This window comes from Citrobacter sp. S55_ASV_140 (assembly GCF_018919505.1).
Lineage (GTDB): Bacteria > Pseudomonadota > Gammaproteobacteria > Enterobacterales > Enterobacteriaceae > Citrobacter > Citrobacter werkmanii.
This window is the reverse complement of record NZ_JAHLQZ010000136.1, coordinates 1-11,411: the sequence shown is the minus strand read 5'-3', so window position 1 is coordinate 11,411 and position 11,411 is coordinate 1. Positions and strand designations below refer to the sequence as shown.

Sequence of the window (11,411 nt, the reverse complement as noted above, 5' to 3'; positions counted from 1 at the left end):
AAGCATGTAAACTATAAAAAGAAGAAAAACGATAAGCCATCCCATTGTTTTTCTTTTCATGATATATCCTCTTATTGTGGTCTAGCGGCCTGACCACAATATTTAAAACCTATTTTAAGATCACCATTCTTTTGATGTTAATGTGATCAACATAACGAAAAATAAGTTTTTTAAATGATTAATATCAAATGTTTTTGCTGTTATCTATATGAATTTTAATACTTTTATTTTGGTGGTGGAGTTTAGAGTAAAAGCGAATTTCGTATTCAACACCCATTTTTGATGAATATTGCAATAACGTTGCACAGGAAGATCTGCGATCGTTCAGCGTAAATCAGCCACCAGCGCATCGACTACGTACACTCACAGCGGGCTCCCATCCGCTGAGAACGGAAAAATGGCTCATGGCGACCTGTTTTTGTAATGATTTATTAACATATGTGCTACAAGTCACAGAATCAACGATGAGGCAAAAAGTCGCTTTGACACGCTTTCCCTTACCTTCTAGAGTGGAAAAATACAGATTTTAGATAAGAGACTATCTGTGAAATTAAGATGGTCTCTTATTGCATTTTTTTAGCTAATGGCGACCTTCTTCCGAATATTATGAAGGGGAAAGCCATGTCCGCATGCTCATTCTCAAATCCGATAAAAATCCGTGGCGTTGATGATGTTATCAATTGCATCGACTCTCGCGGAAAAATCAGTGGCAGAGCCGGTGTTATTTGGTGGTTGGCATTAGGTGGCCTGTTCCTTGATGCTTTTTCAAATTCAGCTCTTAGTGCTGGATTAAATCCAATGACCCGCAATTTAAATCTGAGCGCAACTGAAGTTGCGTTACTTACCTCATTTTCATCGTGGGTTGCCATATTATTTAACCCTATTGGCGGCTGGATTGCCGATCGCTGGGGGCGTGTACCACCGCTGATAATCGCCAAAATAATGGCGGTGATTGGTGCGCTGTTAGTGATGTCATCCTCCAGTTTCAGCACCATAATCGTGGGCCGCTTCTTTGTTGGCGTGTCTTACGGGATGGATTTTGCCGTGGCCATGGCGATGCTGGCAGAGTTCACGCCAGTGAAACTAAAAAGCCGTTTAAACACCTGGCAAGGGGTCTGGTATGTTGCGGTTTGTTTAAATCTGGCATTAGCGCTGATGTTTTATTCCTGGGATGTTGGGGATGCTATCTGGCGTTATTCTATTGCCGTGACAGCGTTATGTGGACTCATCGTACTTTTTTTCCAGTTCCGTTATTTAGTAGAAAGTCCGGTATGGTTGGCGAGAAAATCACGGCTTTCTGATGCTGTGATCGCTATGAATAAAATATACGGTGATAATTTTATTCTGGCGCCAAAAGCGGAGCAAAAACCTGTCATTGGGCAAGCAGAAAAAGGAGCGAGAAATGTACTGCTAATATTCCGTGGCGTATATTTACCGCGTACGATTCTGGCTTCTACGGTTCAGATCTGCCAGTCAATCCAGTATTTTGGCGTCGGCTGGTATTTGCCGGTTATTAGTGCCGCGATGTTCGGTAAAAATTTTGTGTACGCAACCTTGTGTTCACTATTTTTTAACGTATTTGGTATTGTTGGTGGTTTCTTGTCTCCTGCAATCGGTCGTCGTCTTGGCTTGCGCCGCTCTTCGGCGATCGGTTTTGCCGTGGCTTTTCTCGTACTGCTCACGCTGGGACTGTTCAGCGACAGTATGCCGCTGTGGGCCTCTTTGCTGGTTCCCGCGTTGTTTATTCTTTGTCACTCAGGTGGACCCGGTGCAAACGGGAAAAGCCTTTCATCCCTCTCTTTTCGCAGTGAACTGCGGGCAGGCGCAAATGGCGTGGTCGGTGCGCTCGGGGCAATAGGTGCGGCGCTCGGTCTGTTTATCTTCCCCGTTTTCCGTGATCTCTACGGCCTGCAAACGACCTTCCTGATCATGTCCGCCGTGCCGTTGTTCGCCAGCATCGTCTGCTTTGTGATCCCATGGGATCCCACTCGCACCACGATTCAGCCGGATAACGAGCCTGGCGCCCCGCAGTTCGAATCACCCCATTCACCCTATCCCGAGTCGATGGCCCCAGAATCAAACAGGAGTACGAAATGATTGAATATGAAGATGTCATTCTGGCTATTGATGAAGGTACATCAGGTACGCGTGCGGCAGTGGTGGGGCGAAATAGCCAGGTCCACTGTCTTGAATACCAGCCGCTTCAGGTCAGTAGCCAGCGCCATGGCGTTGTTGAACAAGATGCTGATGAAATTTTGCAGGCCACTATTGCGGTGTGTCGTACAGCGATTGCCAATGCGCAGCACAGCAAGATGCGTATTGTGGCGCTGGCGATTGCGACGCAACGTTCAACGGCGGTGCTCTGGGATGCAATCACTGGCAAGGCGCTGGCGCCTGCGATGGTCTGGCAGGATGCGCGTTTTACGGATGAGCTGGCGCGACTTGCCCCCGAATGGGATGCGAAACTGCTGCCAGTAATTGGACGACCGGTTGGGATACGTTCACCTTACCTCTGGGCGTCATACCATATCGCCAATACACCGGCAGTGAAGAGGGCGCACCAGGCTGGAACCCTGGTTTTTGGCACCGTTGACAGTTGGTTGCTCTGGCATCTGGCGGAAGAAAAAAAATGTGTCACTACCCCCACCAACGCCACCTCTGCGGGCGCGTATTGCCTCAACGAGCATCAGTACCATTTGCCATGGCTGCAGACGCTGAAGTTCCCGACGTCATTGCTGCCTGAATTACACGATGATACCGATGATTTTGGCTCTACGCGTGAAGATATCCTCGGGATCAGCGTCCCGATCCGGGCTTGCGCCGGGGATCAGTTTGCGGGGGCCATTGGGCTGGGTTGCACTGAGCGCGGGCAGGCGTTGTGTATGCATGGGACCGGCAGCTTTGTTGATTTAATGATGGGGCCGACGGTGCCGACATTGAAAAAAAGCTGTGAAAGTACGCTCTCCATGACCGCGCGCCGACAAAAAGGACGCTCGCACTTCTCTGTAGAAACATTCGTCCCGACGACCGGTTCGGCCCTGAACTGGGTGTGCGAAAAGCTGCGCTGGTTCGACTCACCCGAGCAAATCAGCGAGCTGGCTGCACAGGCTAATGATTCTGGCGGCGTGAGTTTCATTCCAGCATTAACGGGGCTGCGTGTTCCTCATTTGCAGCCGCATGCCCGCGCCTCGCTTAACGGTATTTCAATCTCGACCACACGTCCGCAGGTGGCCTACGCCATTCTGGAAGGCATTGCGCATTCGGTAGCCGCCTGTATGCGCGCCAATGAAGCGGCAACCGGCATCGCAACGCAAGAGCTGGTGGTAGGCGGCGGGTTGTCCAATAGCGACACGTTATTGCAAATCCAGGCCGATGTTAGCGGGATCCCCGTACGGCGGATGGCCGAAACGGCGAGGGCCAGCTTACGCGGCGCGGCGTTTCTGGCGGGAGCCGATGGGCTGCTGTGGGATTCGTTGTCTGATGCCTGCGCCGCGCTGAAAACGGCGCGTCTGTTTGAACCCAAAATCAGTCATGACCTTCGCGAACAAAAAATCAACCGCTGGGAGATGCGTATTGCGCTCGAAATGGAAACCGCCAGCAGCCTCACTACCGCTAATCAGGAGCACGCCGACTCATGAAGTTTTTCCCTTCGCGAAAGCCAAACAAAACACGCAGTGATATGTACGGCGCCGAACCGTTGCGTCTTCAGCGTCCTGAGCAACTGGAGCGACTGGAAAGCGAAACCTACGACATTCTGATTGTCGGCGGCGGAGTGACGGGGGCCTATGCGGCGCTGGATGCCAGCTTGCGCGGCTATCGGGTCGCGTTAATTGAGAAGAGTGATTTTGCCTCGGGGACGTCATCCAAGTCATCAAAAATGGTGCACGGCGGCCTGCGTTACATCGAGCAAGGGAACCTCGGACTGGTACGTCATTCTTTGCTCGAGCGCCAGCGCATGCGCCGCAATGCTCGCCATCTGGTGCAGCGGCTGCCCTTTTTATTTCCGGTACTCGATAAGAATGGCGTGTTTGATAAACGCATGTCCTCTGCGTTTGAAAGTCTGCTCTGGACCTACGATCTCGCCGGGGGATGGCGGGAAGGTATTCTTCACCAAAAATTAACTCCGGCGGAAGTGTTATCGCACTGCCCAACGCTGAAAGAAGAGCAACTCTCCGGCGGCTTTATGTATTTCGATGCCCGTGTTGATGACGCCAGGTTAACGCTGGCCCTGGTGCGGACGGCGGCGTTTCATGGAGCGACGGTAACAAACCATGCCGAAGTCATCGAAACCACACGCGACCAGCATGGCAAGGTCAATGGGGGCATCGTGTATGCCGATGGCAGGGAAATCCGGGTCAAAGCGCGGGTGGTCATTATGGCGACGGGTGTCTGGTTGCGTGACTGGAGTGGGCTGAAAAAAGGGGAATCATCGCCGCTGAATATCCGTCCGGCGAAGGGGGTTCATGTCGCCATCCCGTGGATGAAAATTCGCAATGATTGCACGGTGACCATTCCGGTGGCCGGACGCAGTCGGCGCGCGACCATTACGCGCTGGGGCAACGTCTCCTATCTGGGCACTACGGATGAAGACTATCAGGGCGATTTGAACGATGTTCACTGCAATCGCACTGAACTGGACTTTCTGCTGGAAGGCGCAAACTCGGCGCTGAAAACGGATCTGCGCCCGGAAGATGTGGTGGGAAGTATCGCTGGTTGCCGCCCGCTTGTCGGTACCGCGGGCGGCAAAACCGTTGAGATGAAGCGTAACCATGAGATCAGGGTTGCAGCGGACGGACTGATTACCATTGTCGGCGGCAAACTGACGACATCGCGCCACATGGCGGAAGAAACCATTGATGCGGCCAGCAAAATACTGGGCCGTAAAAAAGCCTGCTCAACGAAAACTGCGTATTTGCTGGGCGCGGCTGGCTATGACCCACAGGCCATTCTGGCCTCTGGCGGCCTGTCTGCGCATCTGGGCGAGCGCTATGGCACCGAAGCGCATTTTGTCAGTGACATTATTCAGGCCGATCCCTCGCGGGTTAAACCTATCGTGGAAGGGCTTCCCTACACCGAAGCGGAAGTGGTGTATGCCGTACGCCATGAGCTTGCCAGCACCGTTGATGATGTGCTGTCGCGTCGAATTCGCGCGCGCCTGATGGCACGCGATGCGTCAGCCACTGCCGCAGAACGCGTTGGGGAAATACTGCAACAAGAACTCCGGTTACAGCCTGAACAGGTGGCAAAACAGGTAGCCAGCTATCAGGCCGCGATTAAACATGAAAAATCAATGCTTATGGGGACATCAGAATGATCAGTAAAGAAGCGATTAAACGTGGTTATAACCGTGGAAACTATACCATTGGCGCACATACTCGCCCCGCATGGGCAACAGAGATCACCAGCAGCAATGGCGCAAGAGGAATGCAGGTAGATCCCGTTGCGATTAGCGAAGCGACGTTTGACCGGCTGCGGGTGATTGCTGATGAGGTGCTGACGTCGGAGTCCGATGTGATTACCTGGACCCGCGACTGGTGGGCCGGTTCAATGATTGCGGAAACCCAGGGCGCGCCTGCCACCTCAAAAGGCGTGATTGTACGCGTTTCTACCGTAGAACAGATTCAGGACGTAATGCGCCTCGCCAGTGAATCCGCTATTCCGGTTACAGTTTCTGCCGGGCGAAGTAACGTTACCGGAGCCGCATTGCCGCTGCGCGGAGGGATTGTGCTCGACGTTTGCGAACTCAACAAATTGCTCGATTTTGACCCACAAAGCCAGATTGTTGAGGTAGAAGCCGGCATGTTTGGCGATATTTTCGAGCAAACTATCCAAAAAGAGTATGGCATGACCATGGGGCACTGGCCGTCATCGTTTGGGATCAGTACCGTCGGCGGTTGGGTCGCCTGTCGCGGTGCGGGACAGCTTTCTACCCGCTACGGAAAAATTGAAGATATGGTTTTTGGCATGGATGTGGTGCTGGCCGATGGGCGCTTAATCACCGTTGGCGGTTATGCACGCAGCGCTATCGGACCTGATTTACAGCAAATGTTTATCGGTTCGGAAGGTACGCTGGGCGTGATAGTACGTGTGCGTTTGAAGCTACATCGTCTGCCGGATTATGGCCGCGCTATCGCCTGGGGTTTTTCCAGCTTCGCCAGTGGGCTGGAGGCGTGTCGCGAAATCTTACAGCATGGCGCTAATCCAGCGGCACTGCGCTTGTACGATAACCTGGAAAGCGGCGTGCAGTTTGGCCTGCCCGAGACCAACGTCCTGTTGATTGCGGATGAGGGAGAACCCGACATTGTCGACGCGGTGCTGGCGATCAGTGAACGTATTTGTCAGCAGAGCGGAGAAGAACTTGACGGTGAATCCATCTTTGAGCGCTGGCTGGATACCCGGTATCTGACGGGAAAAAGCGCCGAAGGCTTTAAGAAAAGCCCCGGCCTGGTGGCGGATACGCTGGAAATGGTGGGGCGTTGGCGCGATCTCAGCGCGGTTTATGATGATGTGGTGGCAGCGATCAACGCCGTACCGGGCACGCTGGCGGGGTCAGCGCATCAGTCCCATGCCTACGTCGACGGCGCATGTCTTTACTTCTCACTGCGTGGCGATGTGCCCGTCGAGCAGCGTGCGGCCTGGTATCGTGCGGCATGGGACGCGGCAAATGCGGTGCTGATTAAACACAAGACTTCCCTTAGCCATCACCATGGCGTCGGGCTGCTCCGTTCCCCCTACATGCAGGCTTCTTTAGGTGAATCGCTGTCGGTTCTGGCTGATATTAAAAAAGCGCTGGATCCGCAAAATATCCTTAACCCGGGCAAGCTGGGCTTAAGCGCTCAGCTTTACGCACATCAGGCAGGTCAATCATGATAAAAAACCTTGGCGTGCTCCTGGCACGCCAGCCCGTCATCATGGCGATTTACGGCATTGAGCAACTGAAAACCGCACTGTCCAGCAAAGCTGAAGTCTGCATCATTGCCAATATCGATCTGATTAAGCTCCAGCCGGTGATCGAACTGCTGTCGAAGGCGGGAAAGTACGTCATCGTGAATATCGACAGTTGTAATGGGCTGTCCCAGGATAAAGGCGGCATTGATTATGTGGCCGAAACGGGGGCGATGGGGTTGCTTTCCACGCGTCTGCAAACCGTACAGCGCGCGAAAAAATGCGGGTTGATCACCATGCAGAAAATCTTCGTCACCGACCGCTCGACCTGGCTACGCAGCCTGAAAGCCGTGGAGCAAAGCGAACCCGATTATGTGCAACTGATGCCTGCGCAGATGCTGCCGTTGCTGCCGCAGGCCGATCGTAATGTGTTGCCGCCGATTGTGGCCTCCGGGTTTGTCTGCAATGAGGAACATGCCCGGACGGCGCTGTTGCACGGCGCGATAGCTGTATCAAGCAGCGACAGCGCGTTATGGGATGTGAATTTGCTACGTTAAACCACCGGGAGCCAAAAATGGAAAACACGCAGCTGTTTGTCGTTGCACATTATTTTGCCCAACCGACGATGGGTCACAAAGTTAACGACGCGCTCAGAATGCTGGCAGAGGCAACGCGTCAGGAGCCTGAAAATATATCGTATGAGTTTTTCCGCTCCACGGAAGACGGCGATCGCTTTGTGATTCTTGAAACCTATCGTTGCGCAGAGGGGCTCGAACTTCATCGGAAAACGGAACATTTTCAACGAATTGGCACTGGCATTATTGCCCCGATGCTGGAGCGTAAAGAGGTGAAAAGCTTTCACATTCCTCCTGATGAACCGCATTGCTAAAAGCTGTCCATTTTTACTGCAAGGAATACCTCAATGAAAAATGTCATGAAGGATTTTGCGTTTACGACGGTAGCGGAAATCATCGTCGAGTGGGCGGGTGCGTCACGGTTAGGGGAGATTCTTCAGCAACGGTTTAGCGCACGTCGTGTATTGCTGGTGACCGATCCCGGTCTGGTCAAGGCTGGGGTTTTGCCACCGGTTCTGCACAGTCTGTACAACGCAGGGTTTCAGGTGACGCTGTATGATCGGGTCCAACCCGATCCACACGAGCGCCTCGTTCGCGAAGCTTTACAGGTTGCCCGCGATGGTAACTGCGAAATGGTTATTGGTCTGGGCGGCGGCTCCTCGCTCGATGTCGCAAAGCTGGTGGCTGTATTAATCAACTCTGAACAAGACCTGCCGGAGCTTTACGGCATCGACAAGGTCGCCGGGAAACGTCTACCGCTGGTTAACATTCCCACCACCGCCGGCACCGGGTCTGAAGTCACCAATATTGCAATTTTGACGACCAACGATGACAGCAAAATGGGCATTGTCTCCCCGCAACTGTATGGCGATTTGGTGCTATTGGATGCGCAACTGACCCTGGGACTTCCTCCTGTCCATACTGCCGCCGCCGGGATAGATGCGATGGTGCATGCGATTGAGGCCTATACCGGCAAGCATAAGAAAAACCCACTCTCGGACGCGCTGGCCCGCGAAGCGTTACGTTTAATCAGTCGCCAACTGGTGACCGCATGCCGTGACGGGCACAACCGTGAAGCGCGAGAAAATGTGCTGCTGGGCGCGATGCTGGCGGGACAGGCTTTCGCTAACTCTCCGGTGGCGGCGGTGCATGCACTGGCTTATCCCTTGGGTGCCAGACACCATATCCCGCACGGCTTGTCGAATGCGCTAATGTTGGTTCCGGTGCTGCAGTTTAACGTGGCGGTAACGGCCCCACTTTATGCCGAGCTGGCTCCCGTCATTGGGGCACAGGTGACAGGAAACGTGGATATCGATGCCCAGTCGTTTATTGCCGGGATGGTAAGCATTATTGCGGCAACCGGGGCGCCCAACAGGCTGCGTGACGTTGGTGTTCCCGCAGACGGTCTGGCGATATTAGCGCAGGATGCCATGCAGCAGACCCGCTTGCTGGGCAATAATCCCGTTACGCTTAATGAAGATGATGCGTTGCGGCTTTACCAGCAGGCTTATTAAACCCAGAACGTGTCCGGTGAGCGGATCACCGGACATGCTTGGTCGGCGGCGATATCCCCACTACAACCGAATAGACATCTTGAATCCAGGTGTTAGTATTCAATAGACAGCAGTTATGAGTATGCGTGTTTCATTTCCGGCCAGGAACGCTGATGATGACAACATTACTACCCGATTTCACAGCATTTTCGTCATTCACTTCCTTCGCGGCGCGCGTTGCCTTAACGCCTGCTCGCTCAATGGCCATTGTTTTTCATTCCTTCTCATCCCGGATGGAATCTCCCGCTGAATAGCTGTTCAGTGGGCTTTGTGACACGCAACGTTTGATAACAGGGATTACGGCGGGTCGAATATGGATAAGTTTAAGCGTCATCTGATGTGGTGGGGAGCGGGTGTTCTTGTGGTGGTGGCCGCGATAGCCTGGTGGACGCTGCGCCCTGCGGGAATACCGGAGGGGTTTGCAGCCAGCAACGGCAGAATTGAAGCCACCGAAGTGGATATTGCCACTAAGATTGCCGGGCGTATTGATACCATCCTCGTTTCGGAAGGGCAGTTTGTCCGTCAGGGCGAGGTGCTGGCGAAAATGGATACCCGCGTGCTGCAGGAACAGCGGCTGGAGGCGATCGCGCAAATCAAAGAAGCCGAAAGCGCGGTGGCGGCGGCGCGGGCGTTGCTGGAACAGCGGCAAAGTGAAATGCGCGCCGCGCAGTCGGTGGTAAAACAGCGTGAGGCGGAACTGCAGTCGGTCTCTAAACGTCACGTGCGTTCCCGTTCGCTATCCCAGCGAGGGGCGGTGTCCGAGCAACAACTGGATGACGATCGGGCCGCGGCAGAAAGCGCACGCGCCGCGCTGGAGTCGGCAAAGGCGCAGGTCTCTGCGGCCAAAGCGGCGATTGAAGCCGCTCGTACCAGCATCATTCAGGCGCAGACCCGCGTAGAAGCCGCGCAGGCTACCGAACGTCGCATTGCCGCTGATATTGATGACAGCGAGCTGAAAGCTCCGCGCGATGGTCGCGTACAGTATCGCGTAGCCGAACCGGGCGAAGTGCTTTCCGCGGGTGGGCGCGTGCTGAATATGGTCGATCTCAGCGATGTCTACATGACGTTCTTCTTACCTACCGAACAGGCTGGCTTACTGAAGATTGGCGGCGAAGCGCGACTGGTGCTGGATGCCGCGCCGGATCTGCGCATTCCGGCGACCATCAGCTTTGTGGCCAGCGTCGCGCAGTTCACGCCGAAAACGGTGGAAACCAGCGATGAACGGCTGAAGCTGATGTTCCGCGTCAAAGCGCGTATCCCGCCAGAGCTGTTGCAGCAGCATCTCGAGTACGTGAAAACCGGTCTGCCGGGCATGGCGTGGGTGCGTGTCGATGAAAATCGCGCCTGGCCTGACGACCTGATGGTGAGGTTGCCGCAATGACGCATCTGGCGCTGGTTCCTGTTCCTCCCGTGGCGCACCTTGACGGCGTGAGTCAGCATTACGGGAAAACGGTCGCGCTGAACAATATCACGCTGGATATTCCTGCCCGTTGCATGGTGGGGTTGATTGGCCCGGATGGCGTGGGGAAATCGAGCTTGTTGTCGCTCATCTCCGGCGCGCGGGTCATTGAACACGGTAACGTGATGGTGCTGGGCGGCGATATGCGCGACCCGCAGCACCGCCGGGATGTCTGCCCGCGCATTGCCTGGATGCCGCAGGGGCTGGGGAAAAACCTGTACCACACGCTGTCGGTATATGAGAACGTCGATTTCTTTGCCCGCCTGTTTGGTCATGATAAAGCGGAGCGCGAAGCGCGGATTACCGAGCTACTGAACAGTACCGGCCTGGCGCCGTTTCGCGATCGTCCTGCCGGGAAACTCTCGGGGGGGATGAAACAAAAACTGGGGCTGTGCTGCGCGTTGATCCACGACCCGGAGCTATTAATTCTCGATGAACCCACCACCGGGGTCGACCCCCTGTCCCGCGCTCAGTTCTGGGATCTGATTGACAGTATTCGCCAGCGCCAGACCAACATGAGCGTGCTGGTTGCGACCGCCTACATGGAAGAAGCCGAGCGCTTTGACTGGCTGGTGGCGATGAACGCCGGGGAAGTGTTAGCCACCGGGAGCGCGCAGCAGCTACGGGAACAAACCGCCAGCGACACGCTGGAGCAGGCGTTTATCGCGCTGTTACCCGAAGCCCAGCGTCAGGCGCACAAACCGGTGGTGATCCCGCCGTATCACGCTGAGCGGGAAGAGATTGCCATTGAGGCGAAAGATTTGACTATGCGCTTCGGCAAGTTCGTCGCCGTTGACCACGTTAACTTTCGCATTCCGCGCGGGGAAATCTTCGGTTTTCTCGGCTCCAATGGCTGCGGCAAATCTACCACCATGAAGATGCTCACCGGACTGCTGCCCGCAAGCGAAGGCGAGGCATGGCTGTTTGGGCAAGCGGTTG

9 protein-coding genes are annotated in these 11,411 nt (G+C 54.6%); all 9 read left to right on the top strand.

What is annotated here, in order from left to right; translation table 11 throughout:
• The first annotated feature begins 606 nt into the window (after positions 1–606).
• Positions 607–2,097 carry an MFS transporter gene (locus KQJ18_RS17240; protein ID WP_312027930.1) on the top strand — a complete coding sequence of 497 codons (1,491 nt, stop codon included), beginning with the start codon at positions 607–609 and terminating at the stop codon, positions 2,095–2,097.
• Positions 2,094–3,638 (top strand): FGGY family carbohydrate kinase, encoded by a 1,545-nt coding sequence (locus KQJ18_RS17235; RefSeq protein ID WP_085049042.1) that lies wholly within the window; start codon positions 2,094–2,096, stop codon positions 3,636–3,638. The genes KQJ18_RS17240 and KQJ18_RS17235 overlap by 4 nt, the downstream gene beginning before the upstream one ends.
• Positions 3,635–5,314: a glycerol-3-phosphate dehydrogenase/oxidase gene (locus KQJ18_RS17230; RefSeq protein ID WP_199952787.1), complete on the top strand. Its 1,680-nt coding sequence runs from the start codon at positions 3,635–3,637 to the stop codon at positions 5,312–5,314. The genes KQJ18_RS17235 and KQJ18_RS17230 overlap by 4 nt, the downstream gene beginning before the upstream one ends.
• On the top strand, positions 5,311–6,870 hold the full coding sequence (locus tag KQJ18_RS17225) for an FAD-binding oxidoreductase (RefSeq protein WP_121529662.1): 1,560 nt from the start codon (positions 5,311–5,313) through the stop codon (positions 6,868–6,870). The genes KQJ18_RS17230 and KQJ18_RS17225 overlap by 4 nt, the downstream gene beginning before the upstream one ends.
• Complete coding sequence (locus KQJ18_RS17220) at positions 6,867–7,442, top strand: glycerol-3-phosphate responsive antiterminator (RefSeq protein WP_042311797.1); 576 nt, start codon at positions 6,867–6,869, stop codon at positions 7,440–7,442. The genes KQJ18_RS17225 and KQJ18_RS17220 overlap by 4 nt, the downstream gene beginning before the upstream one ends.
• 17 nt (positions 7,443–7,459) lie before the next feature.
• Entirely contained in the window at positions 7,460–7,774 is a 315-nt protein-coding gene (locus KQJ18_RS17215; RefSeq protein WP_038635050.1) for a putative quinol monooxygenase, read from the top strand.
• A gap of 33 nt (positions 7,775–7,807) precedes the next feature.
• Entirely contained in the window at positions 7,808–8,974 is a 1,167-nt protein-coding gene (locus tag KQJ18_RS17210) for an iron-containing alcohol dehydrogenase (RefSeq protein WP_160955344.1), read from the top strand.
• A 352-nt stretch (positions 8,975–9,326) separates the two neighbouring features.
• Entirely contained in the window at positions 9,327–10,394 is a 1,068-nt protein-coding gene (locus tag KQJ18_RS17205; protein ID WP_069323767.1) for an HlyD family efflux transporter periplasmic adaptor subunit, read from the top strand.
• The coding region (locus KQJ18_RS17200; RefSeq protein WP_216422371.1) for an ATP-binding cassette domain-containing protein at positions 10,391–11,411 on the top strand (1,021 nt) is incomplete at its 3' end. The genes KQJ18_RS17205 and KQJ18_RS17200, both read left to right, overlap by 4 nt.

What these genes read in the sequence shown, in the direction of transcription:
- KQJ18_RS17240 (WP_312027930.1), top strand. Translation starts at nt 607, where the DNA reads ATGAAGGGGAAAGCCATGTCCGCATGCTCATTCTCAAATCCGATAAAA.
- KQJ18_RS17235 (WP_085049042.1), top strand. Translation starts at nt 2,094, where the DNA reads ATGATTGAATATGAAGATGTCATTCTGGCTATTGATGAAGGTACATCA.
- KQJ18_RS17230 (WP_199952787.1), top strand. Translation starts at nt 3,635, where the DNA reads ATGAAGTTTTTCCCTTCGCGAAAGCCAAACAAAACACGCAGTGATATG.
- KQJ18_RS17225 (WP_121529662.1), top strand. Translation starts at nt 5,311, where the DNA reads ATGATCAGTAAAGAAGCGATTAAACGTGGTTATAACCGTGGAAACTAT.
- KQJ18_RS17220 (WP_042311797.1), top strand. Translation starts at nt 6,867, where the DNA reads ATGATAAAAAACCTTGGCGTGCTCCTGGCACGCCAGCCCGTCATCATG.
- KQJ18_RS17215 (WP_038635050.1), top strand. Translation starts at nt 7,460, where the DNA reads ATGGAAAACACGCAGCTGTTTGTCGTTGCACATTATTTTGCCCAACCG.
- KQJ18_RS17210 (WP_160955344.1), top strand. Translation starts at nt 7,808, where the DNA reads ATGAAAAATGTCATGAAGGATTTTGCGTTTACGACGGTAGCGGAAATC.
- KQJ18_RS17205 (WP_069323767.1), top strand. Translation starts at nt 9,327, where the DNA reads ATGGATAAGTTTAAGCGTCATCTGATGTGGTGGGGAGCGGGTGTTCTT.